23 protein-coding genes and 1 riboswitch are annotated in these 25,575 nt (G+C 70.0%); of the genes, 16 read left to right on the top strand and 7 right to left on the bottom strand.

Annotated features, from left to right (window positions below; genetic code table 11):
• The first annotated feature begins 34 nt into the window (after window positions 1–34).
• The 7 genes from ACFWIW_RS14560 (at window position 35) to ACFWIW_RS14530 (ending at window position 6,863) form a co-directional block, all read left to right on the top strand.
• Window positions 35–718: an ArsR/SmtB family transcription factor gene (locus ACFWIW_RS14560; RefSeq protein ID WP_378368878.1), complete on the top strand. Its 684-nt coding sequence runs from the start codon at window positions 35–37 to the stop codon at window positions 716–718.
• 112 nt (window positions 719–830) lie between these two features.
• A complete protein-coding gene (locus tag ACFWIW_RS14555; protein ID WP_378368877.1) occupies window positions 831–2,309 on the top strand; it encodes a potassium/proton antiporter in 1,479 nt (492 codons plus the stop codon).
• Window positions 2,310–2,440: 131 nt separating this feature from the next.
• The gene (locus ACFWIW_RS14550; RefSeq protein ID WP_378368876.1) at window positions 2,441–3,124 is read left to right on the top strand and encodes a M23 family metallopeptidase; all 684 of its coding nucleotides are present in this window, start codon (window positions 2,441–2,443) and stop codon (window positions 3,122–3,124) included.
• 128 nt (window positions 3,125–3,252) lie between these two features.
• Window positions 3,253–3,367: riboswitch (SAM riboswitch) on the top strand.
• A gap of 32 nt (window positions 3,368–3,399) precedes the next feature.
• Window positions 3,400–4,755, top strand: a complete 1,356-nt coding sequence (locus ACFWIW_RS14545) for an aminotransferase class V-fold PLP-dependent enzyme (protein ID WP_378368875.1) — start codon at window positions 3,400–3,402, stop codon at window positions 4,753–4,755.
• A gap of 19 nt (window positions 4,756–4,774) precedes the next feature.
• Window positions 4,775–5,380 (top strand): hypothetical protein, encoded by a 606-nt coding sequence (locus ACFWIW_RS14540; RefSeq protein WP_378368874.1) that lies wholly within the window; start codon window positions 4,775–4,777, stop codon window positions 5,378–5,380.
• Window positions 5,377–5,940, top strand: coding sequence for a signal peptidase II (gene lspA, locus ACFWIW_RS14535; protein ID WP_240593856.1), 564 nt, complete (start codon window positions 5,377–5,379; stop codon window positions 5,938–5,940). The genes ACFWIW_RS14540 and lspA overlap by 4 nt, the downstream gene beginning before the upstream one ends.
• Window positions 5,937–6,863, top strand: a complete 927-nt coding sequence (locus ACFWIW_RS14530; protein WP_378368873.1) for an RluA family pseudouridine synthase — start codon at window positions 5,937–5,939, stop codon at window positions 6,861–6,863. Before lspA ends, ACFWIW_RS14530 begins: the two co-directional genes overlap by 4 nt.
• Window positions 6,864–6,903: 40 nt before the next feature.
• On the opposite strand, the gene ACFWIW_RS14525 is transcribed toward ACFWIW_RS14530, so the two are convergent.
• On the bottom strand, window positions 6,904–7,896 hold the full coding sequence (locus ACFWIW_RS14525; RefSeq protein WP_378368872.1) for an AsnC family protein: 993 nt from the start codon (window positions 7,894–7,896) through the stop codon (window positions 6,904–6,906).
• Between the two features lie 135 nt (window positions 7,897–8,031).
• Between ACFWIW_RS14525 and ACFWIW_RS14520 the strand changes: the two genes are divergently transcribed.
• From ACFWIW_RS14520 to ACFWIW_RS14505, 4 genes are all read left to right on the top strand, one after another.
• Complete coding sequence (locus ACFWIW_RS14520; protein ID WP_378368871.1) at window positions 8,032–11,343, top strand: DUF885 domain-containing protein; 3,312 nt, start codon at window positions 8,032–8,034, stop codon at window positions 11,341–11,343.
• A gap of 80 nt (window positions 11,344–11,423) precedes the next feature.
• Window positions 11,424–12,464 (top strand): LLM class F420-dependent oxidoreductase, encoded by a 1,041-nt coding sequence (locus tag ACFWIW_RS14515; protein ID WP_037344934.1) that lies wholly within the window; start codon window positions 11,424–11,426, stop codon window positions 12,462–12,464.
• Window positions 12,465–12,667: 203 nt separating this feature from the next.
• Window positions 12,668–13,624, top strand: a complete 957-nt coding sequence (locus ACFWIW_RS14510) for a Ppx/GppA phosphatase family protein (protein ID WP_378368870.1) — start codon at window positions 12,668–12,670, stop codon at window positions 13,622–13,624.
• Between the two features lie 39 nt (window positions 13,625–13,663).
• Window positions 13,664–13,843 (top strand): hypothetical protein, encoded by a 180-nt coding sequence (locus ACFWIW_RS14505; RefSeq protein WP_378368869.1) that lies wholly within the window; start codon window positions 13,664–13,666, stop codon window positions 13,841–13,843.
• Window positions 13,844–13,847: 4 nt separating this feature from the next.
• Here ACFWIW_RS14505 and ACFWIW_RS14500 read toward each other — a convergent pair whose 3' ends face one another.
• Genes ACFWIW_RS14500 through ACFWIW_RS14490 form a run of 3 tightly spaced genes read right to left on the bottom strand, consistent with a single transcriptional unit; the run spans window position 13,848 to window position 17,523 of the window.
• Window positions 13,848–16,208: a glycoside hydrolase family 65 protein gene (locus tag ACFWIW_RS14500; protein WP_378368868.1), complete on the bottom strand. Its 2,361-nt coding sequence runs from the start codon at window positions 16,206–16,208 to the stop codon at window positions 13,848–13,850.
• Window positions 16,205–16,939 (bottom strand): HAD family hydrolase, encoded by a 735-nt coding sequence (locus ACFWIW_RS14495; RefSeq protein ID WP_378368867.1) that lies wholly within the window; start codon window positions 16,937–16,939, stop codon window positions 16,205–16,207. The genes ACFWIW_RS14500 and ACFWIW_RS14495 overlap by 4 nt, the downstream gene beginning before the upstream one ends.
• Before the next feature lie 11 nt (window positions 16,940–16,950).
• Window positions 16,951–17,523, bottom strand: coding sequence for a TetR/AcrR family transcriptional regulator (locus ACFWIW_RS14490; protein WP_378368866.1), 573 nt, complete (start codon window positions 17,521–17,523; stop codon window positions 16,951–16,953).
• 71 nt (window positions 17,524–17,594) lie between these two features.
• On the opposite strand from ACFWIW_RS14490, the gene ACFWIW_RS14485 reads away from it, so the two are divergent.
• The gene (locus tag ACFWIW_RS14485; RefSeq protein ID WP_125799995.1) at window positions 17,595–18,101 is read left to right on the top strand and encodes a PaaI family thioesterase; all 507 of its coding nucleotides are present in this window, start codon (window positions 17,595–17,597) and stop codon (window positions 18,099–18,101) included.
• Here ACFWIW_RS14485 and ACFWIW_RS14480 read toward each other — a convergent pair.
• The 3 genes from ACFWIW_RS14480 to ACFWIW_RS14470 all read right to left on the bottom strand — a co-directional run bounded on the left by ACFWIW_RS14480 (window position 18,098) and on the right by ACFWIW_RS14470 (window position 20,642).
• Window positions 18,098–18,451 carry a nuclear transport factor 2 family protein gene (locus tag ACFWIW_RS14480; RefSeq protein WP_378368865.1) on the bottom strand — a complete coding sequence of 118 codons (354 nt, stop codon included), beginning with the start codon at window positions 18,449–18,451 and terminating at the stop codon, window positions 18,098–18,100. The genes ACFWIW_RS14485 and ACFWIW_RS14480 overlap by 4 nt on opposite strands.
• Before the next feature lie 51 nt (window positions 18,452–18,502).
• Window positions 18,503–19,705: an ROK family protein gene (locus tag ACFWIW_RS14475; protein WP_378368864.1), complete on the bottom strand. Its 1,203-nt coding sequence runs from the start codon at window positions 19,703–19,705 to the stop codon at window positions 18,503–18,505.
• Between the two features lie 208 nt (window positions 19,706–19,913).
• Window positions 19,914–20,642: a zf-HC2 domain-containing protein gene (locus ACFWIW_RS14470; protein WP_378368863.1), complete on the bottom strand. Its 729-nt coding sequence runs from the start codon at window positions 20,640–20,642 to the stop codon at window positions 19,914–19,916.
• A gap of 58 nt (window positions 20,643–20,700) precedes the next feature.
• On the opposite strand from ACFWIW_RS14470, the gene sigC reads away from it, so the two are divergent.
• The 4 genes from sigC (at window position 20,701) to ACFWIW_RS14450 (ending at window position 25,566) form a co-directional block, all read left to right on the top strand.
• Complete coding sequence (gene sigC / locus ACFWIW_RS14465) at window positions 20,701–21,270, top strand: RNA polymerase sigma factor SigC (RefSeq protein ID WP_016335903.1); 570 nt, start codon at window positions 20,701–20,703, stop codon at window positions 21,268–21,270.
• Window positions 21,271–21,449: 179 nt separating this feature from the next.
• On the top strand, window positions 21,450–23,702 hold the full coding sequence (locus tag ACFWIW_RS14460; protein WP_378368862.1) for a molybdopterin cofactor-binding domain-containing protein: 2,253 nt from the start codon (window positions 21,450–21,452) through the stop codon (window positions 23,700–23,702).
• A 26-nt stretch (window positions 23,703–23,728) separates the two neighbouring features.
• On the top strand, window positions 23,729–24,184 hold the full coding sequence (locus tag ACFWIW_RS14455; protein ID WP_007030011.1) for a (2Fe-2S)-binding protein: 456 nt from the start codon (window positions 23,729–23,731) through the stop codon (window positions 24,182–24,184).
• Between the two features lie 140 nt (window positions 24,185–24,324).
• Complete coding sequence (locus ACFWIW_RS14450) at window positions 24,325–25,566, top strand: PucR family transcriptional regulator (protein ID WP_378368861.1); 1,242 nt, start codon at window positions 24,325–24,327, stop codon at window positions 25,564–25,566.
• Window positions 25,567–25,575: the final 9 nt, after the last annotated feature.

The following is a 25,575-nucleotide window of genomic DNA, read 5'->3' as shown; positions in this document are numbered from 1 at the left end:
CGTCGCCGAACCGTGGGTCTTCTACGGTGAAGGCATGGAAACGATCGCACTGGCCGAGGTCGCGGCCGTGCTCGCCGATCCGAGCCGCGCGTCGATGTGTCTCGCCCTGCTGGATGGGCGCGCCTGGACGGTGACCGAGCTGGCGGGCGCGGCCGAGGTGGCCGCGTCGACGGCGAGCGAGCACGTGACGAAGCTGACCGATGCCGGGTTCGTCGTGCGGGTCAAACAGGGGAGGCACAGTTACGTCCGCATAGCCGACCCCCGGGTGGCGGAACTGATCGAGCATCTGGCGCAGCACGCCGAACATCGGCCGGTGAAGGGACTGCGGTCGTCCGTGCGGGTGAAGCGGCTCGAGTTCGCCAGGACCTGCTACGACCACCTCGCCGGGACTGTCGGGGTCGCGCTGCGGGACGGGATGCTCACCACCGGGCTGATCGACGACGCAGGCGGATTGACGCTGACCGGCCGCGGACGGCAGGTGCTCGACGGGCTCGGAGTCGAGATCGACGGCGGCCGCCGTCCGATGCTGCGTGACTGTCTGGATTGGACAGTGCGCCGTGATCATTTGGCGGGCCGGGCCGCCGCGGCGTTACTGTCTCACGGTGTGAGCGTCGGCTGGTTGTCCCGTGAGGGCAACCGCGCGGTGAAAGTCCTGCCCGCGGCGGAAAAGCCGTTCGCGGAACTCGGTGTCGACCTGGTGGCCCTGCGGAGTCCCTAGTGGACAGTCTGTAACACAGGTTATCCCGGCGCTTTCCGACCGGTACACGAACGTGTGACGATCACCGCCTCACTATTCTGGAGCCCTCACGGCGACCGGAACGGGAGGCGACATGGAGCAGCTCCCGCTCATCCTCGGCACCGGTGGCGCGGTGCTTCTCGTCGCCGTGATCGCGGTCCGGGTGTCGATCCGGGTCGGCCTTCCTTCGCTGCTGCTGTACCTGGGGATGGGGGTCCTGCTCGGCGAGGCCGGGTTCGGCATCCAGTACGACAACCCCGAGCTCACCCAGTCGCTCGGCCTCGCCGCGCTGGTGATGATCCTGTCCGAAGGTGGCCTCACCACCCGGTGGACGGCCGTGAAACCCTCGCTGGGCATCGGAATCGCACTGTCCACAGTGGCCGTCGCGGTGAGCATCGCGGTCACCGGCGCGGCTTTGCACTGGTTGCTGGGCCTGGACTGGCGGATGGCGTTGCTGTGGGGCGCGGTACTCGCCTCGACCGACGCCGCCGCGGTCTTCTCCGTGCTGAGATCGGCGGGGATCGGGAAGCGGCTCGTGGGCGCGCTGGAGATCGAGTCCGGGATCAACGACGCCCCGGCCTACATCGCCGTCGTCGTCCTCGCCGAGGGGGCGACCGTCGACTGGTCGCTGCCGCTGCTGGTGGTCTACGAACTCGCCGCCGGGCTGGTGATCGGCCTGGCCTTCGGCTGGGGCGGGGCGTTCGCGCTGCGCCGGGCGGCGCTTCCCGCCACCGGTCTGTACCCGCTGGCCACCGTCGCGGTGTGCGTCGTGGCGTATTCGAGCGGGCAGCTCGCTCACGCGTCGGGGCTGCTCGCCACCTACGTCGCGGCCCTGGTGCTGGGGAACTCGAAGCTGCCGCACCGATCGGACACGCTGTCCTTCGCCGAAGGGCTCGGCTGGCTCGCGCAGATCGGCCTGTTCGTGCTGCTGGGCCTGTTCGCCTCGCCGAGCCGGATCTTCGAGAGCCTGGTCCAGGGCCTGGTCGCCGGCGCGGTCGTGCTGCTGCTGGCCCGCCCGCTGTCGGTGCTCTTGTCGGCGCTGCCGTTCAAGATCCCCTGGCGAGAACAGGTGTTCCTGTCCTGGGCCGGGCTCCGCGGCGCGGTCCCGATCGTGCTCGCGCTGATCCCGCTGTCGTCCGGGGTGCCCGGCGCGCAGGAGCTGGTCGACGCGGTGTTCGTGCTGGTCATCGTGCTGACACTGCTCCAAGGGGCGACGCTGACCCCGCTCGCACGAGTGCTCGGGCTGGCCCAGCACGCCGAAGCGCACGAGATCGACGTCGACTCCGCGCCGCTCGACGAGATGGGCGCGGAACTCCTGCAGGTCCGGATCAACACCGGGTCCAAGATGCACGGCGTCTACCTGGCCGAACTGCGGCTGCCGGTGGGGGCGACGATCAGCCTCCTCGTGCGCGATGGTTCCGGCTTCACCCCGAACAAGAACACCCGGCTTCAGGAACGCGACCAGTTACTCGTCGTGACCACCGCCGAAGCCCGTGACGCGGCCGAACGACGCCTGCGGGCCGTCGACCGCGCGGGTCGTCTCGCCAGGTGGAAGGGCGAATCCGGCCAGTAGGTCACGAACCGGCACCAGCTGTTCGTCGGTTGATCTCAGAAAATTCTTCCCTTTCGTACTCCTTTTGGATTACTTTCCCCGCAATCGACTCCATCGAATGGGTGAGTGTCACGGGGTAAGGAGTACGCAAGGTGACGAAACTTCCTGCGCGGTTCGCTGGCCTGGGGGTCACTGCCGCACTCGTCGGGGTGATTCTCGCGGCCCCGACGGCGACAGCGGCCGGCGCCTTTCCCTCGTTCGGGCTGCCCTTCGACACGGGCCAATCGGTCTACTCGGCGGGGATCCACTCCGACAACGGGAACTCCGGCGTGAAGAACGCCATCGACTTCAGCCCCGGTGACAAGACCGTCCGCGCCCCGCTGGCGGGCACCGTCCGGATCCAGCACTGCTCCGGCGGCGATTGGGTGACCGTCGACCACGACGGCGGCTGGCGCACCGGGTACTACCACATGGAGAACATTTCGGTCACCGACGGCCAGAAGGTCGCCCCGGGCGACACCCTCGGCCGGACCGGCAACGCGCTGCCCTGCGGTGGCAGCAGCACCGGCGCCCACGTGCACTTCACCCTGTGGACCCTGCCCGCGGCCGCCGCGCAGGGCGGCGACTCGCGTGACTTCGGGGTCGGCGCGGGCAATTGGAACGGCCTGTCCTACGACGAGGTCTCGACCAAGGTCGCCGAGGCCTACGGCGAAGCGGTCGACGGCAAGACCTTCGGCGGCTGGCGGTTCACCGCCGGCACCGATCAGTACTCCGGCACCGCGACCGAGGTCTCCTCCCGCGCGACCGTCCCGCTGCCCGGCCGATTCCGGGTCTGACCTGCCGTTGCCCGGCGCGGCGCGGCGCCGGGCAACGGTACTTCCCGCGCACGGGACACGTGAGCGGCGTCTCAAGATGCGGACGAGGGCTGGCTCGATCGCCCGCCCATCCGCTAACTTCGTCCGTAGGTCACGAGTGTCAGCGTCAAGCCCCGGCTAGCTGACCGGCAACCCTCCTTCCGCGGTGGGGTGCCCCGGGTGAGGACCTGGCTCGTCGCGAGGTGCGACGGGCAAGCGCGGGATCCTCGCCGGGTCCCCTGGCCCGGAGGATGACGATGACCCTCGCTCTCGAACGCACCAGCACCCCCGCCGAAACCGTTGCCACCCGCGAAATCCCGGCTGTCGCGTGCGCCGATCTGCGGGTTCCGCTGGTCACCGGCGGCGACATCGGCTACGCCAATCTGGATCACGCGGCGAGCGCCCCCTGTCTGGACAAGGTGCGTTCCGCGGTCGACGAGTTCCTGCCCTGGTACGCCAGCGTGCACCGCGGCGCCGGGTTCGCTTCGCAGGTTTCGACCAAGCTTTACGAGCGCACGCGCGGAATCCTGCGTGACTTCGTCGACGCGCGGTCGACCGACACCGTCGTGTTCACCCGCAACACCACCGATTCCTTCAACCTTCTCGCCCGCAGCCTGCCGAAGCACACGTCGGTCGTCGTGTTCGACACCGAGCACCACGCCGCGCTGCTGCCGTGGAAGGGTCCGAACGTCCGCCGCGTCGAGACGCCGCGCACCCGCCTCGCCGCGGTGTCCGCTGTGGACGAAGCGCTCGCGGACTGCCCGCAGGGCCCGCGGCTGGTGGTGCTCACCGGCGCGTCCAACGTGACCGGGGAACTGTTGCCGGTCAAGGAGATCGCGGCCGTCGCGCGGCGGCACGGCGCCCGGATCGCGCTCGACGCGGCACAGCTCGCGCCGCATCGGAAGATCTCATTGCGCGAGCTGGACGTCGACTACGTCGCGCTGTCGGGGCACAAGCTGTACGCGCCTTTCGGTGCCGGAGCGCTGATCGGTCGCGCCGACTGGCTGCGCGCGGCCCAGCCTTACCTCGCCGGCGGCGGCGCGACGAAACTCGTCACCCGTGACTCCGAAAACCTCGGTGTGGTCTGGAATTCCGGTGCCGAGCGGCACGAAGCCGGTTCGCCCAACACCGTCGGCGTCTACGCGCTCGGTGTCGCCTGCGAGACGCTGGCCGCGAACTGGGACGGGATCGTCGCCCACGAGGAGGACCTGCTGGCGCGCCTGCGCCGCGGCCTCGCCGCCATCCCCGGCTTCGCCGAACTGCGGTTGTTCGACGCGCCTGTCGACCGCGTCGGCACGCTCAGCTTCGTCGTCGACGGCTTCGACCCCGGCTGGCTGGCCGCGGTCCTTTCGGCGGAGTACGGCATCGGCGTGCGGGACGGCGCGTTCTGCGCGCACGTGGCGACCAAACGGCTGATCGCCGTCGCCGGTTCGACGGGGCAGCAGGCCGTGCGCGTCAGCCTCGGCCTCGGCAGCACCACCGAGCATGTGGACCGGATCGTCCTGGCGCTGCGCCAGATCGTCGCCCGCGGCGCGCGCTGGCAGTACGAGAAGCCGGAAGGCCGCTGGGTGCCGGAAAACGATCCGCGCGAACTGCCACCGTTCTGCGCCTGACCCACTACCCTCGCCCCGTATGGGGAACGAGCGACCGCGTTACTGGTTTCCGCTGGCGCTGCTGGGATTCGCCCAGCTGGCGGTGGTGGCCCTGTCCGTCGGCACGCGCCGGTCCGAGGGGTGGGTCGCCTATGTGCCCAACGGGGGCGGCGGCGTGTTCGGCTCCGTCCGGGGTGCGGGGGAACCCCTGACAGCGGTTTCGGTGGTCGGCATGAGCAGGATGGACAACTGGCTGTTCGCCGTCTTCGTGGTCTATCTCGGCACGGTGCTGTTCTACGCCCTTCGAGCGAAGAGCATGCGCTGGTGGAAGGTCGCCGGGATCGCGCTCGGCGGACTGATCGCCATCGCGCTGGCCGACCTGGTCGGCTACTGGGAACTCGGCCTCGACGGCGACACCCGGAGCGCGCTCCTGCTGACGCTGGGCCTGGTGCTGCTGGCCTGGCTCGAACGCAGCGTGCTGGTGCTGGTCGTGGCGGTGGCGTTCGTGCTCTGCGCGGTCGTGCCCGCGCAGGGACAGCTCGCGCTGGTGCTGTCGTCGCTGGTCGTGCTCGCCGGGGCGTTCGCGGCCCTGCTGAACAGGCCGAAGGGGAGGCCCGAACACGCCCAGTGGACAATGGGGGAGTGAGCACAGAGCCCGAAACCGCGCCACCGTCGCCGCCGCTGCCCAAGAAGCGCGTCGCCGTGGTGTTCGTCGTCGCCGCGGTGCTGTGGGGGATCGACCTCCTCACCAAGCAGATCGCCGTGTCCACGCTGGAGGGCAGGCAGCCGGTCGAGTTCCTCGGCGGGCTCGTGTACTTCCAGCTGGTGCGCAACCCCGGTGCCGCCTTCTCGATGGCGACCGGGCTGACCTGGGTGCTCGCGCTGGTCGCGATCGCCGTCGTGATCGCCATCGTCTGGCTGTCGCGGCGGCTTCGCTCGGTCGGCTGGGCGATCGGCCTCGGCCTGGTGCTGGCCGGCGCGCTCGGCAACCTGACCGACCGGATCTTCCGCGCCCCCGGACCGCTGCAGGGGCACGTGGTCGACATGATCTCCGCCTTCGCGCCGAACGGGCAGGGCTGGGCGATCTTCAACGTCGCCGACTCCGCGATCTGCGTCGGCGGCGTGCTCATCGTGATCCTTTCCTTGCTGGGCAAGGACTACGACGGAACATCCACAAAGGACAAGAAGAAGGCGGCGACCGAATGAGCGCGCGCATGCTGCCCGTCCCCGACGGGCTCGACGGAATGCGCGTCGACGCGGGGCTGGCGAAACTGCTGGGGCTTTCCCGCACCGTGGTGGCGGAACTGGCCGAATCCGGCGAGGTCCTCCTCGACGGCAGGCCCGCCGGGAAGTCGGACCGGCTGACCGCGGGCGGACTGCTCGAAGTGACGCTGCCCGATCCGGCCTCGGCCGTCGAGGTCGTCGCGGAGCCCGTCGAGGGCATGAAGATCCTGCATGACGACGACGACATCGTGGTGATCTCGAAACCGGTCGGTGTCGCCGTGCACCCGAGCCCGGGCTGGACCGGGCCGACCGTCGTCGGCGGGCTCGCCGCCGCCGGGCTGCGCATCGCGACCTCGGGCGCGGCCGAACGCCAGGGCGTCGTGCACCGGCTGGACGCGGGCACCACCGGCGTGATGGTCGTGGCGAAGAGCGAGCACGCGTACACCGTGCTGAAGCGGGCGTTCAAGGAACGCACCGTCGACAAGGGCTACCACGCCATCGTCCAGGGCCACCCCGACCCGACGCGCGGCACCATCGACGCGCCGATCGACCGGCACCCCCGGCACGACTACAAATTCGCCGTCGTCCAGGGCGGGCGGCCCAGCGTCACGCACTACGAGGTCGTCGAGGCGTTCCGCGCGGCGTCGCTGGCGCAGATCAAGCTGGAGACCGGCCGCACGCACCAGATCCGTGTGCATTTCTCGGCGCTCAAGCACCCGTGCGTCGGTGACCTGACCTACGGCGCCGACCCGGTGCTGGCGCGCAAGCTCGGGCTTTCGCGGCAGTGGCTGCACGCGAAGACGCTCGGCTTCGCCCATCCGTCCGACGGGCGCTGGGTCGAGTTCGAGTCGGAGTACCCGGACGACCTGGCGAACGCGCTGCGGATCCTGCAGGACGAGAACTAGGCGCTGCCCGCATTTAGTCCTCTAAATGCGGAAGGGCGCGTCAGTCCTCGATCGACCATGTCAGCGTGCGCTCGTCCGGCTCCGGCCGCGGCGACCAGCGCACGGCGACCACGCGGGTGGCGTCCGGCAGCACGTAGACGGTGTGCCCGCCCAGGGTCTCGCCGGGCCGGACGCCGATCTTGTGCGGCGGCCGCGAGGTCAGCGAGACCGGCGCCTTCGCGATCGGTTTGCCGTCCGCGGTGAGCAGTTCGAGGTAATTGTCCGGAAGCGACACGAACGGGATGTTCCCGCGGTTGGTGATCTCGGTGTGCACCACGACCGAGCGTTCCCCGGCCTCCAGCGAGTAGCCCGCCGCGCTGAACAGGTAGTCCGCCGGGTCCTGGACCTCGAGCAGCTGGACGGTGAGCTGCTCGCCCTCCAGGCCCTGGGTCTCCATCACGTCGCCGGTCCGGCCCTTCTTGCCCTCCGGGGCGGCCTGCGGCGTGACCTGCTGTTCGTCGCCGCGTGCCCACGACGCGGTCTGGGGGACACCCCAGGTGCTCATCACCGGGTCGGCGGGCGCCATCGGCGGCGGGGCGAACTGCTGCTGCGGCGGGGCGGGCGGACGCGGCGGTGGCTGGGGCGGCGCCATCGGCTGGCGCACCGGAGCCGACGGCGGGCCGGGGTAGCGGCCCGAAGGCGTGCCGTGCACGTTGTACGCGCCCGAAGGGGTCCCTTGGACGTTGTACGGCCCCGAGGGCGTGCCCTGGATGTTGTGCGGCCCGGAATGCCCCGGGGGACGCTGGGGCTGCTGAGGTTGCGGAGGCTGCTGGGCCCAGGAGGGCGGCGCGCCGGCGATGGCGGAGCGTAGCCCGTTCGGGTCGCTCTCCACGCCCACGAGCAGGGGCAACCCGCTGCCCGAGAGGGCGACCAGGCGGTACGCGACCTCGCGCGGATCCATCCCGACCTTCGCCGCGAGTTCGTGTACGGCCGCCTTGCCCAGGTCCGCGAGGGCGGCGAGCAGGCGGATGTCCACGGGATCGGTCACGGCCACGTCCGGGAACGCTACCGTCTCGCCTTCGGCGCCGTGGGGAGAGGCCGCCCGAGCGCGGCAAAACCCGGCTTCGGTAGTACTCGCTCTCCGTTAGGGTCGGGGATACCGCTTCCACCGATCACTGGGGAAAGAAACATGAGCGAAGTCTCCGCCCTCGCCGACGAGTTCGTCGAAGCCCTCTTCGACGCCGAGCCGGTCACGCCCGCTTTGCAGGGCTTCCGTCCGGAATCGACCGGGCTCACCGATCTCAGCGAGGCCGCCGGAGACGCTTTCCGCGCACGGCTCGCCGGGTTCGCGGAGCGGGCCGAGGCGCTGGCCACCGACGGGTTGAGCGCGGAGGAGAAGACCACCCGTGCCGTCCTGATCGCGATGGCGCGGGCGAGGATCGCCCTGCTGGACTCGCGGTTCGTCGAGTTCACCATCAGCGACCTGTTCATCTCGCCCGCCGCCGAGGTGCTCACCGTGCTGCCGATGATGTCGGTCGGGACGGGCGCGCAGGCGGAGGCGCATCTCGGGCGGATCGCCGCGATCCCGGAGTACCTGCGGCAGGCCGCGCAGCGGCACCGCGACGGCGTCGCCCGCGGCCTGGTCCCGGTCGCCTACCTGGTCGACGCCGCCGTCGCGTACCTCGACCGCCACCTCGCCGAGCCCTCGGCCGATCCGCTGCTGCGCCAGCCCGCGCCCGACGAGGACTTCGAGACCCGCCGCGCCGAACTGCTGCGCGACGCCGTCCGCCCCGCGATCGCCGAGTACCGCGAGGTGCTCGCGAAGGAGATCGCGCCGCACGGCCGCCCCGAGGACAAGCCCGGCGTCTGCTGGCTGCCCGACGGCGAGCGCCTCTACGCCCTGCTCGCCGAGATGCACACCACGACCGTCCGCACCCCGCGTGAGCTGCACCAGACCGGTCTCGACGTGATCGCGAACCTGGCCGCCGAGTATCGCGAGTACGGCTCGCGGGTCTTCGGCACCAGCGACCTCCAGGAGATCTTCAGCAAGCTCCGCACCGACCCAGAGCTGCGCTGGTCCAGCGCCGACGAGATGCTCGACTCGGCCCGCGCGGCCATCACCAGGGCCGAGGCCGAGGCGCCGAACTGGTTCGGCCGGATCCCGCCGCAGCCGTGGACGGTCGAGGCGGTCCCCGCCGAATCCGCGCCCGGCGCGCCGGCCGCGTACTACATGTGGCCCGCGGTCGACGGCTCCCGGCCGGGTATCTACTTCGCCAACACCCACAAGGCGGAGGAGCGGTTCCGGCACGCGGCCGAGGCGACGGCCTTCCACGAGGCCATCCCCGGCCACCACTTCCAGCTGAGCCTCGCGCAAGGGCTCACCGAACTCCCGTTGCTGCGCCGCATCGGCGACTTCACCGCGTACGCCGAGGGCTGGGGCCTGTACACCGAGCGCCTCGCCGACGAGATGGGCCTGTACTCCGACGACGTCGCGAAGCTCGGCATGCTGACCATGGATTCGATGCGCGCCGGACGGCTGGTCGTCGACACCGGGCTGCACGCGCTGGGCTGGAGCCGCCGTCAGGCCATCGATTTCCTCACCGAGAACACGCCGATGGCGCTCGTGGAGATCGAGTCCGAAGTGGACCGGTACATCGCCTTCCCCGGCCAGGCGCTGTCGTACATGGTGGGACGGCTGGAGATCCAGCGCATCCGCGCCGCGGCGGAGCTGACGCTGGGCAGCCGGTTCGACATCAAGGCCTTCCACGACGTCGTGCTCGGCGGCGGTTCGCTGCCGCTTTCGGTGCTGGACGGCGTGGTCCGCGACTGGGTGAAGGGCCACGGTGACACCCCGAACGGCCTCGCCGAGGAGCTGATGGAGCTCAAGTTCGAGGAGCTTCCGTTGTGGCGGTCCCTGCTCGGCCTCCCCGGCGACGAAGGCGCGTTGCCCGATCCGAGCGCGGAGGCCGCCGCCGCCCGGCGCGCGTCGGCGGTCGCCATCGCCGAGCGGGCCGAAGCCCTTGCCACCGAGGGACTTTCCCCGGCCGAGGCGGTCACCCGCGAGGTCGTGATCCAGCAGGCGAAGGCGATGGCCGACGTCATCGATTCGCGGGCCTCGGAGTTCTCGGTCAGCGACGGACTCGCCTCGCCCGCGCTGTTCATGCTCAACGAACTTTCGGTGCTGTCGCTGCACGACGAGGAAAAGGTCCGCGGTTACCTGAAGCGGCTGGAAGGTATGGGCGCCTACTTGGACGCCCTGATCGAGCGTCAGCGCGCGGCCGCGGCCGACGGGCTGGTCCCGCCCGATTTCCTGGTCGAAGGCGGGATCGCTTACGTGGAGCGCTATCTCGGCGACGAGGCGGGGGATCCGCTGGCGCTCACCGCGTCCGTTTCCGTGGAGGGCTACGAGGCCGAGCGGGACCGGCTGCTGGCCGAGGTCGTCCGGCCCGCCTACACGCGGTATCGCGACTTCCTCGCCGACGAGCTGCGGCCCGTGGCGAAGCCCGAGACCGAGCCGGGTCTCTGCGCGCTTCCCGGCGGGCAGGAGAAGTACGCCGCGCTGATCCGGGCGCATACGTCCACCGAGCGCACCGCCCAGGATCTGCACGACACCGGCCTCGACATGATCGCGAAACTGGCCGAGCAGTACCGCGAACTGGGCGAGAAGGTCTTCGGCACCAAGGATCTCGACGAGATCTTCGAGCGGCTGCGCACCGACCCGGCCCTGCGCTGGCGGGACGGCGACGAGCTGCTCGACGCGGCGCGTGACGCCATCACCCGCGCCGAAGCCGTCGCACCGGAGTGGTTCTCGACCGTGCCCGAGGAACGGTGCCAGGTCGAGCCGGTCCCGCCCGCGGAGGCGCCCGGCGGCACGCTGGCGTACTACATCGAGGCGGCGCTCGACGGTTCGCGGCCGGGCACCTACTACGCGAACACCTACGAGGCCGAGCAGCGCCCCAAGCACACGAGCGAGGCGATCGCCTTCCACGAAGCCGTTCCGGGGCACCACTTCCAGATCTGCATCGCGCACAAGCTCAAGGGCCTGCCGATGCTGCGCGGGCACGCCGACGTCAACGCCTACGTCGAAGGCTGGGGGCTCTACTCGGAGCGGCTCGCGGACGAGATGGGCCTGTACTCCAGCGACCTGACCAGGTTCGGCATGCTCACCCAGGATTCGATGCGTGCCGGACGGCTGGTCGTCGACACCGGGATGCACGCGCTCGGCTGGAGCCGTCAGCAGGCCGTCGACTACCTGGCCGAGAACACGCCGATGGCCAGGGTGGAGATCGAAGCCGAGATCGACCGCTACGCCGCCGTTCCCGGGCAGGCGCTTTCGTACATGGTGGGGCGGCTGGAGATCGAGCGGATCCGGGCCGAGGCCGAGGCCGCGCTCGGTGACCGGTTCGACGTCAAGGGCTTCCACGAGGTCGTGCTGGGCAACGGGATCCTGCCGCTGCGGGTGCTGGACGACGTGGTGAAGGGCTGGGTGGCCGCGCAGTGAGCCGGGACACACGCGAAGAACGCCATCCCGGCGCATACTATCGCTAAGCGAGCGCTCAGTAACTCGATGAGGAGATGCGGATGAGGATCGGGACCGCGATCAGCTACGCCGGCGGGTTCGCCGAGAGCGTGGCCGACATCGTCGAACTGGAGAAGGCCGGGCTGGACATCGTCTTCGTCCCCGAGGCCTATTCGTTCGACGCGGTCAGCCAGCTCGGCTACGTCGCGGCGAAGACCGATCGCGTCCAGATCGCGTCGGGCATCTTCCAGATCTACACGCGGACGCCGACGCTGACCGCGATGACCGCCGCCGGGCTCGATTTCGTGTCCGACGGCCGGTTCACACTCGGCATCGGCGCCTCCGGCCCGCAGGTCATCGAGGGTTTCCACGGCGTCAAATACGACGCGCCGCTCGGGCGCACCCGCGAGATCATCGACATCTGCCGTCAGGTGTGGCGGCGGGAGAAGGTGGTGCACTCCGGCACGCACTACTCGATCCCGCTGCCACCCGAGCAGGGCACGGGTCTCGGCAAGCCGCTCAAGCTGATCAACCACCCGGTGCGCGAGCGGATCCCGATCCTGCTGGCGTCGATCGGCCCGAAGAACGTCGCGCTCACCGCCGAACTCGCCGAGGGCTGGGAGCCGATCTTCTTCCACCCCGAGAAGGCCGCCGACGTCTGGGGCGCGTCGCTGGCGGAGGGCAAGGCGAAGCGTGACCCGTCGCTGGGCGAGCTGGACACCTTCGTCGGCACCGCGCTGGCGATCGGTGACGACGTCGAAGGGATGCTGGACCACCTTCGCGGCATGCTCGCGCTCTACATCGGCGGAATGGGCGCGCGCGGCAAGAACTTCTACAACAGTCTCGCTCAGCGGTACGGCTACGAGGCCGAAGCGAAGCTCATTCAGGACCTCTACTTGGACGGCAAGAAGGAAGAAGCCGCCGCGGCGGTGCCGAAGGAACTGATCAGGGCGATCTCGCTGATCGGTCCCGAGGGCTACGTCAAGGAGAGGCTGGCCGCCTTCCGTGAGGCCGGTGCGACCACGCTGGTGGTCAACCCGCTCCTGCCCGGTCGTGAGGCCCGCGTGGCGCAGGTTTCGAAGCTGCGCGAACTCATCGACTAGGCACGCAGGGGGAGGCGAACCTCTCACCTGTATCGATACGGTATACTTGACCTGCGCCGGTGTACCCCCTTCGTGGTCAAAAAACGGCCTCCCGGTGGAAAGAGAACGTGAATAGCACCTGAACGGCGGGAAAATCCGCCATTATCAGGAGTGAAAGCGAGACCTCGGGGGAATCCGTTCGCGACGAAGGTGAGGTGCCTCGCGTGCGCAAGCAGATCGGCGAGCCGTCCGCCGCGGTCCTGGACGTCGGGTCGTTCAGTGCACGGCTGGTGGTCCTGGCCAAGGGTGGTTCGCCACTCGACCCCGTGCTGAGCCACCAGACGCGGCTGCGCCTGGACAGGGAACTCGACGATGACGGGAACCTGACCCGGCGTGGGATCGACGCGGTCTCTTCCGCGGTCGAGGCGGGGATGACCATGGCCGCCAAGCACGGTGTCGAGGACGTGTACCCGCTCGCCACGTCGTCGATCCGCGACGCCGCGAACGTGAAGCAGGTCGTCTGCGCCGTCCAGAAGGCCACCGGCGTCAAACTGCGCTTCCTCACCGGCCGCCGCGAGGCGGAACTGGCTTACGTCGGCGCGCGCCGCTGGTACGGCGCTTCCGCCGGGCGGCTGCTCGTGCTCGACATCGGCGGCGGGACCGTCGAACTCGCCGCCGGGGACGCCGAGGAAGCCGGGTTCGCGCACTCCTTGCCGCTCGGCGCGCGTTCGCTGACCCGGGACTGGTTCGCCACCGAATGCCCGTCACCCAAGGTCGTGCGGGCGATGCGGGAACACGTGCTGGACGAGGTCCGCGACGCGATGCAGGACGTCCTTCCGCATATCCGCGATCATCGCGCCGTCGGCTGCTCCAAGGTGCTGCGGCAACTCGCCCGGCTCGCCGGCGACCGGCCCTCGCGCTCCAGGGAACTGCACCTCGACGATCTGCGCGCGTGGATCCCGCGGCTGGCGAAGCTGCCCGCGAAACGCCGCGCCGAACTGCCGGGCATCTCGCGGCAACGTTCCCACCAGGCGCTCGCCGGCGCGATCGTCGCCGAGGCGTTGCTGACGCTTTCGGGTGGCCAGGTCGCCATCTGCCCGTGGTCCACCAGGGACGGATTGCTGCTCGGCATGCTCGACGGGCTGGTCACGCTGGACGGCAAACCGGCGAAAGCCGCCTGAAGACTGGCGCATCCGGCCGCGAGCGGGTACCCCGGACACATGAGGGAAAGCAAGAAGAGCTTCGGGCAGGACGAGGAAGAAGACCTCGACGACCTCCGCGGGGTCCAGCCGAAGACCGACGTGCCGAGCGCACCCAACCGTGACATCGGGCCGCACGGAACCAAGGAGGTCGACGACGTGCCGGATGGCGGCGAAGTACCCATCGAGCCGCCGGACTGAGCGCTCACCCCTCCTTCGGCCGCCTTCGCGTCGGAGCGCGGCCCGCGGGCTGTGTCGGCGCCGGACCCGGATCGAGCGCCGGGATCGGCAGCCGCACCGGCTCGGTGGTCGCCGTGAACGTCTCGCCGTGGTGCGCCAGTTCCAGCGGTTCCCCGGTGATCACGTGGTATGTCGCGCCCTCGCCGTCGATCTCGACCTGGAACCGGGTGCCGCGGAAGGTCAGCCGGAACGCGATCCGCCGCAGCTGTGGTGGCAGCCGCGGCGCGAAGGTCAGCCGCCCGCCGTGGTCGCGCAACCCGCCGAATCCGGCGACGGTGCCTTGCCAAGCGCCCGCCAGCGATGCCAGGTGCAGTCCGTTGCGGACGTTGTTGTGCACGTCGTGCAGGTCGGTGAGCGCCGCCTCGGCGAGGTAGTCGTAAGCCAGTTCGAGATGCCCGACCTCGGCCGCCACCACCGCCTGCGTTCCCGCGGACAACGAGGAATCCCGCACGGTGATCGCCTCGTAGTAGGCGAAGTCGCGCGCTTTCTCCTCCGGGGTGAAGGAATCCCCGCACAGGTGCAGCGCGAGCACCAGATCGGCCTGTTTGACCACCTGCTTGCGGTACAGGTCGAAGTACGGGAAGTTCAGCAGCAGCGGGTAGAAATCCGGGTCCGTGGCCTCGAAATCCCACTCGTCGTGTTCCAGGAACCCTTCGGACTGCGGATGGACGCCGAGATCCTCGTCGTAGGGCACCAGCATCGCGTCGGCCGCCTTGCGCCACAACGCGACCTCGTCCTCGCCGACCTCGAACCGCCGGGCGATGTCGTCGTGCTGCCCGACGATTTCGGCGGCGTAGAACAGATTCCGGCGGGCCATCAGATTCGTGTAGACGTTGTTGTCCGCCACCGCGGAGTACTCGTCCGGGCCGGTGACCCCGTCGATCCGGAACCGGCCCCGCCGGTCGAAATGCCCCAGCGACAACCACAACCGCGCGGTTTCGAGGAGCAGTTCCGCGCCGCAGGTGCGCATGAACTCGTCGTCGCCGGTGGCGTTGAGATAGCGCACGACGGCGTCGGAGATGTCCGCGCTGACGTGGAACGCCGCCGTGCCCGCCGGCCAGTACGCCGAACATTCCGCGCCGTTGATGGACCGCCAGGGGAACGCCGCCCCGCGTAAACCCAGCTGGGTCGCCCTTTCCCTGGCTTTGTCCAAAGTGGAGTGACGCCAGCGCAGCGCGTCGCGGGCGGCGTCCGGCATGCTGTAGGTGAGCACGGGCAGGACGAAGGTCTCGGTGTCCCAGAACGCGTGCCCGTCGTAACCGGGGCCGGTCAATCCCTTGCCCGCCAACGCCCTCGTCTCGCCGCGGGCTCCGGCCTGCAGGAGATGGAACAGCGCGAACCGCACGGCCTGCTGCAGTTCCGGGTCTCCGTCGATCTCGATGTCCGACGTCTCCCAGAAGTCGTCGAGGAATTCCTTCTGCTCGGCGAGCAGTCCCTTCCAGCCGGTCTGCCGGGCCCCGGCCAGCGCGGCCTCGACCTGCGCGCGCACGGCGGGTACCGAACGCTGCGCGGACCAGCCGTAGGCGAGGAACTTGGTGAGCCGCAGCCGACCGCCCTTGGGCACGTCGACGGCGATGGTGAGCCGCGCCAGATCGTCCTCGGCCTCGATATGCGTGCGCACGCCGTCGGAGACGTCGATCTTGTGGTCCATCGCCGCGGCCATCCGCAACCCGGATCGCCGGGTCTGGTGCACCAGCACCGCGTGATACGCCTCCGCGTGGTGGTATTCCCCGACCAGCGGCGATTCCAGCGCCGCCGCGACCCGCGGATCGCGCGTGTCGGACTCGATCGGCTCGTTCGCCAGCAGATCGGACTGCACCACCAGCTGGAGCTCGTCGTCGAGCGGTTCGACCTCGTACCGGATCGCCGCGACGGCCCGCTGGGTGAAGGAGACCAGGCGTTCGGTCTTCACCCGGACCCGGCGCCCGGTCGGCGAGGACCAGACGGTGTCCCGCGCGAGGGTGCCCTTCCGGAAGTCGAGGACGCGGTCGTGCTCGGTCGCCTGGCCGTACCGCATGTCGAGCGGTTCGTCCTCGACGAGCAACCGGATGACCTTGCCGTCGGTCACGTTGACGACGGTCTGGCCTTCTTCGGGATAGCCGTAACCGGTTTCCGCGTAAGGGAGGTCGTGCTGTTCGTAGAAACCGTTGAGGTAGGTGCCCGGCAGGCCGCGCGGCTCCGCCTCCTCCAGCGTGCCGCGCAGGCCGATATGCCCGTTGGACACCGCGAACGCCGATTCGGTGCGCTGCAACGCGTCGACGTCCATCCCGTGCCAGCGCAGCTCCCAGGGCGCGACCTCGTAGCCGCGGAAAAGCGATTCGGTCACTTGCGCTCCTCCAGGAGTTCGGCGAGATCGTCCACCACGACGTCGGCACCGTGCGCGAGCAGTTCGCCGGCCTGGTGCGCGCGGTTCACGCCGACCACGTAACCGAATCCGCCGTCCCTGCCCGCCTGCACGCCCGCGAGCGCGTCCTCGAAGACGGCCGCGTTCTCCGGGGCGACACCGAACGCCTCGGCACCGGCGAGGAAGGAATCGGGGGCGGGTTTGCCGCGCAGGTTCTTCTCGGCGATCACGATCCCGTCGATCCGCGCTTCGACGAACTTGGTCAGGTCGGCGGCGTCGAGCACCTTCGCGCCGTTGGCCGACGAGGTGACGACGCCGATCCGCAGTCCGGCCGCCTTCGCCGCTTCGAGATACCGGACGGAACCCGGGTACGGGGTCACGCCCTCTTCTTCGATGATCTTCAGTACCAGCTGGTTCTTCCGGTTCCCGACCCCGTTGACGGTGGCGGCGTCGATGCCGTCGTCGGGGTTGCCTTCGGGCAGCTCGATCCCGCGTGAGGCGAGGAAGGTGCGGACGCCGTCGGCCCTCGGCCTTCCGTCGACGTAGGCCGCGTAATCGGTGTCGGTGAACGGTGAGAACGCGTCACCGTCGCGGGCGCGCAGGAATTCGTCGAAGGTGCGCTTCCACGCCGCGCGATGCTGGGCCGCGGTTCCGGTCAGCACGCCGTCGAGGTCGAAGAGACAGGCCGTGATGGTGTCGGGCAGACCGATCATGCCTGGCAACGCTACCCCGGCTCGGCGGTACCCGCGCGGGTCACGAGCGCGACGTGCCGCGCGGCCCGCTCCAGCGGTTCGGGTGATCGGTGGACCCGGCTCACGAGCAGTGCGCCTTCGAGGTTGTTCATGATGGCCGTCGCGACGTCTTCGGGATCCTGGACATCGCCGAGCAGCTCGACGAGCAACGTGTGCCAGGCGGCGAACGCGTCCTGGCACGCCTTGGTGATGGCAGGCGAGGCGTGTGCCATCTCCAGCGTGATCGTGGCGAGCGGGCAGCCGCCGCGGTAGTCGTCGGCGGCCAGCGCTTCACCCGCCTTGCGATACCACCAGGCCACGGCGTCTTCGACCGTCTCGTTGCGCTCGAAGGCGCGGCGGACCGTCTTCGCCACGACGGCGGTGCCGAGTTCGATCGCGGCGACCGCGAGCTGCTCCTTGCCGCCGGGGAAGTGGTGATACGCCGAACCCCACGGCGTGCCGGCCTGCTCGACGAGCCGCCGCCACGACGTCGCCTGGTAGCCCTCCCGGCGGAAGAGCGTCATGGCGGTCGAGATCATCCGCTCGCGAGTCGTGGTGTCGGACACGTGGCTCAGCATAGTCCTTGACTAGGACGACCGTCTTAGGAAAGCCTAGGACGATCGTCTTAGGAGGAGCCATGACCATCGACGTCACCGGGCAGACCAGGCAGAAGACCGTGACCTGGCAGGATCCGCTGCCCACCGCCCGGCTCGGCCGGGAGCTGTCCGGGCTGGACTACCTGACCGGGATCGCCGAGGGCCGGATCCCGCCGCCGCCGATCTCGGCGCATTTCGGCATGCGCTGGGTGAGCGTGGCCGAGGGTGACGTCGTGCTCGCCGCGACGCCGGACGAGTCGCTCTACAACCCGATCGGCACCGTGCACGGCGGCGTCGCGGCGACACTGCTGGATTCGGCGGTGGCGTGCGCGGTGCACTCGACCCTGCCCGCCGGCGTCGGGTACACCTCGGTGGAGCTGAAGGTGAACTACCTGCGCGCCATCTCCGGTTCGGTGGGGGAGATCCGCGCGCACGGCTGGGTGGTGAAGGCCGGTTCGCGCGTCGCGTTCGCCGAGGGCGACATCCGCGACGGGCAGGGCAAGGTGCTCGCGACCGCGTCGAGCACCTGCCTGATCATCAAGCCCTAGAACATTTCCGCGCCCGGCGGTACCGGCTGCTTGACGTCCCAGTGCTCCACGATGAGCCCGTCCTCCACACGCACGATGTCGACGACGGCCGCGCCGGATTCCTCGCCCGGCCGGACGACGTGGAGGTGCACGACGACGTGCTCGTCGTCGGCGATCACGCGTTTCACAGCGACGTCCGCGTCCGTCATCGGTGAATTCCGCATCGCTTCGACGAAAGCGTCACGGCCGGAGGGGAAACCCGGGCTGTGGGTGACGAAATCCGGGTGCACGTTCGCGCCCGCGGCGGCGAAATCCTTGCGCACGAACAGGTTCTCGAAGCAGTCGAGGACGATCTTCTTCGCTGTGGTCATGGGAACATCGTGCCCCCGCTGTCGATTACCGCGGAGGTAATGCCGCGCGGCTCAGGCCGCACCGACCTTCCGTTCGAAGACCAGGCCCTCGGCGGCGCGCAGGCCGACGCTGATCGCGCCGGTCAGCACCCCGTCGTCGCCCAGCTCGCCCTGGACGACCGCGGGGACCAGGGGGGTGAACGAGCGCAGGGCGCGGTCGATCGGGTCGAGCAGCAGATCGGCAGCGGTGCCGATTCCGCCGCCGAGCACGATCAGTTCGGGGTCGATCACCGCCGCGACCGACGCGACGGTGTACGCGAGCCTGTCCGCCTCCGCCTCGACGGCACGCAGGGCGAGTTCGTCGCCGTCGCGGGCCAGCCGGAAGACCTCGCGGGCCGATTTCGCCGTGCCGAGGCCGAGTTCGCGCGCGCCGCGCACGACGGACTGTGCCGCCGTCGCCTCTTCGAGGTGGCCGCGGACCGGCGGGGCGTCCTCGCCCTCGGCCGCCGCGTGCGACTGGCCGTAGGGCAGGTAGCCGATCTCGCCCGCCGCGCCCGTCGCGCCGCGGAAGACCTGGCCGTCGACCATCACGCCCATCCCGACGCCGGTGCCGATGGTGATGCAGCCGAACACGGACGCGCCACGCGCGGCACCGCGTTCCCATTCGCCGACGGCGGTGAGGTTCGCGTCGTTCTCGACCATGAGATCCGGGCCGAGGACGCCTTCGAGTTCGTCGAGCAGGCCGGCCTTGCCCCAGCCGGGCAGGTTCGGCGCGTGCCGGAAGCAGCGTTTGTCCGGGTCGGCGACGCCGGGGGAGCCGAGGACCCGCACGACGATGTCCGCCTGCGACAGTCCCGCTTCGCGCACCGTCGCCGCCGCCAGTGCGCCCACGGCGCTGACGAGCGCGGTGCCCGAACGCGAGGTGTTCCGCTCGTCACGGCGGGCGACCACGGTGTGGCCGAGATCCGAGACGGCGACGCGGAGATGCTCGCGTCCGATGTCGACACCGAGGACGTAGCCCGCCGTGGGATCCGCTTCGTAGAGGACGGCGGACCGGCCGGTGCCGGTCGAGGTGTGCCCGGTCGCCCTGGCGAGACCGGCCGCTTCGAGCGCCAGTAACGCTTGGCTCACCGTCGGTTTCGAAAGACCGGTGTCCTTGGCGACTTGGGGCCGCGTCGCCGGGCCGCTGCGGCGCAGGAGGTCCAGCACGGCGCGCTGATTGATCTTCCGCATCCCGGCGGGGGTGCCGACGGGTGGGTTTTCTGCGCCAACCACGAGCTTCGCCTCCTGTCGAACCAAGGTGTTCCACCAAAGTTATCCGCCTCCGGCCCGAAATGGGCAAGAAGGTTTACATTCGGTGGTCCCAGGCGACGATAAACGTGTCCGCGCCGCTAATCGCGCACGCCGCGCGCGAAAAACCGTGATTCACCCGGTATCCGGACGCGTGCTCCCAGTGACCGGTAATGGTCTAGACCAACTGGGCTCAGGCGACGTGGCGGCTCGCCGGCCGCCGGAAACCCCTGTGCTGACGGGGCCGTTCGGGGGCTTCGCCGGTTTCGTGGTCCGTTTCCGCGCTGCGGGAATCGGGGTGATCGGCCGTCGTCGCCGGGCTGGGGCGGTTGCGCAGCCGGTGCTGCCGGTTCACCACGTACAGCAAGAACAGCCCGGCGACGACCAACCCGTGGGTGAGCACCCGTCCGGCGGTCACCTGCCCGGTGACGAGGTCGCCCGCCGACAACGCCAGGAGGAGCGCGACGAAACCGGTCAGCGCGGGCAGCTGCCCGGACGCCGCCCTCGTCCGGACGGCCGCCCAGCCGAGACCGACGCCGACGGCGAGGTTCCACGCGCTGCTTTCGTGGGAAAGGTGCCCGATCAGGGATTCCGTGCCGTGCCCGGCGGTGTGGTCTTCGACGCCCAGCAGCTGGGCGAAGGCGAGGCCGAGCTGCGCGATCGCGACCAGGGCGAGCGCGATCCTGGCGGGCCAGCCCTCGGTCGGCGGGGCGGGGGTGCGTTCGAGGATGACGGCGGTGAGGTCCGGGACTCTGGGAGCGGGCCGCAGCAGCATCGCCCGGTGCATGCGCTCGGCGCGCGAAAGCCACGAGCGGCACGCGGGGCAACCCGCCACGTGCCGGTCGACGGCCTCGGGCGGGGCGGGTTCGGTTTCGCCGTCGAGCCGGGCCGACAGGGCCTCGCGGCAGGTCTCGCACTTCACGTCTCACTTGTCGGGCGCGGGCCTGCCCCGGTTCCCGGGACGCTGCTACGTTTCTCGTATGGCCGGGGCGCGCAACCACGACGACGAGCGGGTGACCGAGCTCGCTCTCGCCGCCGCCCGCGGCGACCGGCGGGCGCTCGAAGACTGGGTGCGTGCCACCCAGGCCGACGTCTGGCGCTTCGTCGCGCACCTCGCCGACGTCGGCGCGGCCGACGATCTCACCCAGGAGACGTACCTGCGGGCGTTCGGCAGCCTGCGCCGGTTCGCCGGCCGGTCGTCCTCGCGGACCTGGCTCCTGTCGATCGCGCGCCGCGTGGTCGTCGACCGCATCCGGGCGGCTTCGGCGCGCCCGAAGCTCGCCGACGTCGACTGGGAGGCCACCGCCGAACGCCGCGGCGCCCGCCAGGCCGAGGGCGTCGCCGGGTTCGAAGACCTGGTGGAACTGCGGATGCTGCTCGACGGGCTCGACCCGGAGCGGCGTGAGGTCCTCGTCCTCACCCAGGTGCTCGGCTTGTCCTACGCCGAGGCCGCCGAGATCTGCGGCTGCCCCGTCGGCACCGTGCGTTCGCGCGTCGCGCGCGCCCGCGAAGACCTGCTCGAAGCGGGCCGGGAGCGCGACTCCATCTGACGCCGGCTGTGGCGCGTCACACATTTGAGCCCGTCCGCTGTCACCTCGTCACACAGATGGGGCGACACGACTACTCCGCGTTGACTAGGCCGAATGCCGATGCCTAGCGTGTCGCCATCCAACCCCAGGCCGCGCGAGGGTCCCCGCCTGCTCCGCGCGCTCTCGAAGGGATCTTCCCGATGGCCAGTCCCACCACCGCTGAGGGCCACGGCAGTGAGGCTCCGGACCCCGGAGGCCTCGGCCGCCGCCGGTTCCTGACCTTCCTCGTCGCCGCGCCCACCCTCACGATCGCCACGAAGATCGGTATCGACTCCGTCGCGCCCGAAGAGGCCGAAGCCGTCATCCCGACCCCGCCCGGTCCGGCCGAGATCCTCGACCTCGGCGACGTGCTGATCCTGTCGAACGCCCCCACCGCCAACCTGCTCGTCCTCGAAGTCCGCGAAGACGGCCGGGTGCGGCTGGAACTGCCGCGGACGGAGGTCGGCCAGGGCATCACCACGGCGAACGCGATGCTGGTCGCCGAAGAAATGGACCTCCCGCTCGACCAGGTCGACGTCGTCCTCTCCGACGCCCGCTCGGAGCTGCTGTTCAACCAGCTGACCGGCGGTTCCAACACGATGCGCTCGCTCTACACCCCGGTGCGGACCGCGGCGGCCGCCGCCCGTGCCCGGCTGGTCGCGACCGCCGCCCAGCAGTGGGGCGCCAAGGCCGACCGGCTGTCCACAAGGGACGGTGCGGTGATCGCCCCCGACGGCCGCCGCGCGGACTACGGCGCGCTGGCCAAACCCGCCGCCCGCGCCGACCTCGGCAAGCTCACCGCGACCCCGAAGGCGGAGTCCGCGCACAAGCTGGTCGGCACGCCGCAGTCGCGCAAGGACGCCCGCGCGATGGTCACCGGGCAGCTGAAGTACACCCTCGACCTGGAGGTCCCCGGCGCGAAGCCGGTCATGGTCCGCCGCCCGCCGACGATCAACGGCACGGTCGCGAAGGTCAACAACGAGGCCGCCGTCCGCGCGATGCCGGGCATCATCGACATCGCGGTCATCAAGACCGGGGTCGCGGTGATGGCCGAGACCTTCGGCCAGGCGCTGGACGGCAAGAACGCCCTCGACGTCAGCTGGAACGGCGGCACCGTCGACGGGGAGAACAACGCGACGATCAAGAAGAAGCTGCAGGCCGCGGCGCTCCCGTTCGTCGTGCCGCCGCTGCTGACCCAGTACGTCGACGGCGAGTTCGACTTCGCCTTCGCCAGCCACGCCCCGCTGGAGACCAACTCGGCGGTCGCCGACGTCCGGGAGGACAGCGCGACCATCTGGTCCGGGATGAAGGTGCCGATCCTCGCGAAGCAGAACATCGCGCAGGAGCTCGGGCTGCCCGAGAACAAGGTCACCGTGCACGTCCAGCAGGCGGGCGGATCGTTCGGCCGTCGGCTGTTCTCCGACGGCGCCATCGAGGCCGCGCGCGCCTCCAAGGCGTTCAAACGACCGGTCCGGCTGATGTGGAGCCGTATCGACGACATGCGCCACGGCCGCGCCCGCGCCGCGAGCCACCACAAGATCCGTGCCACCTTCGCGCTGGGCCAGGTGCTCACCTTCGAGCACCGCGTCGCCAGCGTGGAGACCGACTGGAGCCACGGGCTCGGCGAGGTCCTCACGGCGTTCGCCTCCGAGCTGCCGGTCGGCGGCAACCTGAGCTTCGCGCAGACGGTGTTCCTGCTGACGGTGAAGTCGCCGTACAACTTCGGCGTCACCACACAGCTGCTCAACGAGGTCCCGGTGGACTTCCACACCGGAGCCTGGCGGTCGGTGTACTCGGCGAGCACGCGCGGCGCGGAAGAGATCATGGTCGACGAGATCGCCGCGAAACTCGGCAAGGACCCGGTGGAGTTCCGGCGCGAGTTCATCAAGAACGACCGGCAGCGCGCCGTGCTGGACAAGGTCGCGGAACTCGGCGAGTGGGGCAAGAAGATGCCCAAGGGCTTCGCGCAGGGTGTCGCCGTGCACGGCGAGTACAAGTCGTACACCGCCTGCCTCGTCGAGATGGACGCCCGCGACCCGAAGAAGCCGCGCGTCACCAAGGCGACCATCGCGGTCGACGTCGGCAAGCCGATCAACCCGCGCGGGATCGAGGCGCAGATGCTCGGCGGGCTGACCGACGGCATCTCCACCACGCTGACCGCGGGCCTGCACATCGACAAGGGGCTTCCGCTGGAGGGCAGCTACTCGCAGTTCCACTACGCGCGGCAGAAGAACTCTCCGATGGACGTGAAGGTGTTCGTCATGCCGGAGACGGGCGAGATCGGCGGTGCCGGTGAGCTCGGCGTGCCCGCGCCGGTCGGCGCGATCGGGAACGCCTACGCGCGGGCGACCGGGATCAAACCGCGCAGCTTCCCGATCAACTTCCCCGTCGACTTTGAACCGTTCCCTCGCTGACTTTCCTTCCCCGCCAAGGAGTTCCGATGCCCAATTACACCTTCACGGTGAACGGGAAGACCGTCACCGTCGACGCGCCCGCGGATCTGCCCATGCTGTGGGCGCTGCGGGACAAGCTCGGCGTCCGCGGCCCGAAGTACGGCTGCGGGATCAACGTCTGCAAGGCCTGCACCAGTCACCTCGACGGCGAGGCGTTCAACCCGTGCGTGACGCCGGTGTCCGACTGCTCGGGCAAGGAGGTCACCACGATCGAAGGCCTCGCCGACGGTGAGGACCTGCATCCGGTGCAGGAGGCCTGGCTGGAGCAGGACGTCGCGCAATGCGGCTACTGCCAGCCGGGACAGATCATGGCCGCGGTGGCGCTGCTGAAGAAGACGAAGAACCCGACGGACGCCGAGATCGACGCGATCCAGAACGTCTGCCGGTGCGGCACCTACTTCCGGATCCGCGAAGCCATCAAGAGCGCGGCCGCGAAGATGTGAAATACCGCTGGTGCGGCGGGAATCCCGGGTTTCCGCCGCACCAGCGGAGCCTCTACGCTTCGGCAGGCCACCTCCGGGCAAGTCGTGTTAGATGACGGCCCCAGGGACTCGACGAGGAGCCCCTGCCCCGGAGGACGTCCATGCACTACGAAACTGTGCTCCGCGAAGGCTCGGCCGTCATCGTCGCCGAACTGGCCGTCGAGGTCGAAAAGCAGCTGCCCGCGCTCATCGACGGCACCGTCGAGCAGATCCGCGCCGAAATGCCGGTGTACCGCGACGCGCAGTTCGTCTCCCTCGCCGAACTGCGGACGTCGGTGCGGAACAACCTCGAGTTCGTCATGCGGACCCTGCGCGGCACGGAGAAACCCGACCTCGCGCAGGCGCGGGCGACCGGGCGCGCGCGGGCGTTGCAGGGCGCGCCGCTGCCGGAACTCCTGCGGGCCTACCGGATCGGGCTCACCGAGGTGTGGAACCGGTTCGTCGAACTGACCGCTTCGGGCGAGCATCATGACCTTCGCGGCCTCGTCGCCGCGACGTCGGCGATCTGGGCGCTGATCGACGACTACGCCGAGGCGCTGACGACGACCTACCGCGACACCACCGCCGAAGTCATGCTGGCGCACCAAAGCCGTCGATCCGCGTTGGTCGAGGCGCTGTTCGCCGGCGGCGCGGCCACCGAAGGCACGCTGTGGGACATCGCGCGCGTGCTGGAACTCTCGCTCGACGGGACCTACGTGGTCGTCGCGGCGGAAACCCCGCGCGTCGGGCACGAACCGTTGCCACAGATCGAAAACCGGCTTCGCGAACGGCATCACGCGTCCGCCTGGCGGCTCACGCCGGATCTGCAGGTCGGCGTGGTCTCGATGCGGGATCCGGCGGCGTCCCAGGTGATCATCGGGCTGCTGAGGGAAAACCAGACCGGCCGGATCGGCGTCAGCCCGGTGTTCACCGGACTCGGGAACACCTCCCGTGCCCTGCACCTCGCGCGGGTCGCGCTCTCCAGCATGATGCCGGGGACGACCGGAATGGTGCAGTTCAACGAATCCCCGCTCGCGGGTCTCGTCGCCAGCGCGCCGGAGGCGTCGGTCCAGCTCGCGCATCACGTGCTCCGGCCGATCCTCGACCTGCCCGGCGACGACCGGAACGTGCTGCTGCTGACGTTGCGGGCGTGGTTCGAATGTCAGGGCTCCACGAAGCTGACGTCGGAGCGGATGTTCTGTCACCCCAACACGATCCGGCACCGGCTGAAGCGGATCTCCGAAGAACTCGGCCGGTCGCTGACCGACCCGGCCGACATCGCCGAACTCGGCGCGGCCCTGCGCGCGCTCCACATGTTCCCGGACACCTCGCATCTGCCCTCGCCGCGGGACCCGCTGCGCTAGCCCTCGTGA

This window comes from Amycolatopsis sp. NPDC058340 (genome assembly GCF_042723975.1).
In the GTDB taxonomy this organism is placed as follows: domain Bacteria; phylum Actinomycetota; class Actinomycetes; order Mycobacteriales; family Pseudonocardiaceae; genus Amycolatopsis.
Note: the sequence above shows the minus strand (reverse complement) of the source record. Positions and strands in the feature narration are given on the sequence as shown.

What these genes read in the sequence shown, in the direction of transcription:
- ACFWIW_RS14560 (WP_378368878.1), top strand. Translation starts at nt 35, where the DNA reads ATGGAAACGATCGCACTGGCCGAGGTCGCGGCCGTGCTCGCCGATCCG.
- ACFWIW_RS14555 (WP_378368877.1), top strand. Translation starts at nt 831, where the DNA reads ATGGAGCAGCTCCCGCTCATCCTCGGCACCGGTGGCGCGGTGCTTCTC.
- ACFWIW_RS14545 (WP_378368875.1), top strand. Translation starts at nt 3,400, where the DNA reads ATGACCCTCGCTCTCGAACGCACCAGCACCCCCGCCGAAACCGTTGCC.
- ACFWIW_RS14540 (WP_378368874.1), top strand. Translation starts at nt 4,775, where the DNA reads ATGGGGAACGAGCGACCGCGTTACTGGTTTCCGCTGGCGCTGCTGGGA.
- ACFWIW_RS14530 (WP_378368873.1), top strand. Translation starts at nt 5,937, where the DNA reads ATGAGCGCGCGCATGCTGCCCGTCCCCGACGGGCTCGACGGAATGCGC.
- ACFWIW_RS14520 (WP_378368871.1), top strand. Translation starts at nt 8,032, where the DNA reads ATGAGCGAAGTCTCCGCCCTCGCCGACGAGTTCGTCGAAGCCCTCTTC.
- ACFWIW_RS14515 (WP_037344934.1), top strand. Translation starts at nt 11,424, where the DNA reads ATGAGGATCGGGACCGCGATCAGCTACGCCGGCGGGTTCGCCGAGAGC.
- ACFWIW_RS14505 (WP_378368869.1), top strand. Translation starts at nt 13,664, where the DNA reads ATGAGGGAAAGCAAGAAGAGCTTCGGGCAGGACGAGGAAGAAGACCTC.
- ACFWIW_RS14495 (WP_378368867.1), bottom strand. Translation starts at nt 16,939, where the DNA reads ATGATCGGTCTGCCCGACACCATCACGGCCTGTCTCTTCGACCTCGAC.
- ACFWIW_RS14485 (WP_125799995.1), top strand. Translation starts at nt 17,595, where the DNA reads ATGACCATCGACGTCACCGGGCAGACCAGGCAGAAGACCGTGACCTGG.
- ACFWIW_RS14480 (WP_378368865.1), bottom strand. Translation starts at nt 18,451, where the DNA reads ATGACCACAGCGAAGAAGATCGTCCTCGACTGCTTCGAGAACCTGTTC.
- sigC (WP_016335903.1), top strand. Translation starts at nt 20,701, where the DNA reads ATGGCCGGGGCGCGCAACCACGACGACGAGCGGGTGACCGAGCTCGCT.
- ACFWIW_RS14460 (WP_378368862.1), top strand. Translation starts at nt 21,450, where the DNA reads ATGGCCAGTCCCACCACCGCTGAGGGCCACGGCAGTGAGGCTCCGGAC.
- ACFWIW_RS14455 (WP_007030011.1), top strand. Translation starts at nt 23,729, where the DNA reads ATGCCCAATTACACCTTCACGGTGAACGGGAAGACCGTCACCGTCGAC.
- ACFWIW_RS14450 (WP_378368861.1), top strand. Translation starts at nt 24,325, where the DNA reads ATGCACTACGAAACTGTGCTCCGCGAAGGCTCGGCCGTCATCGTCGCC.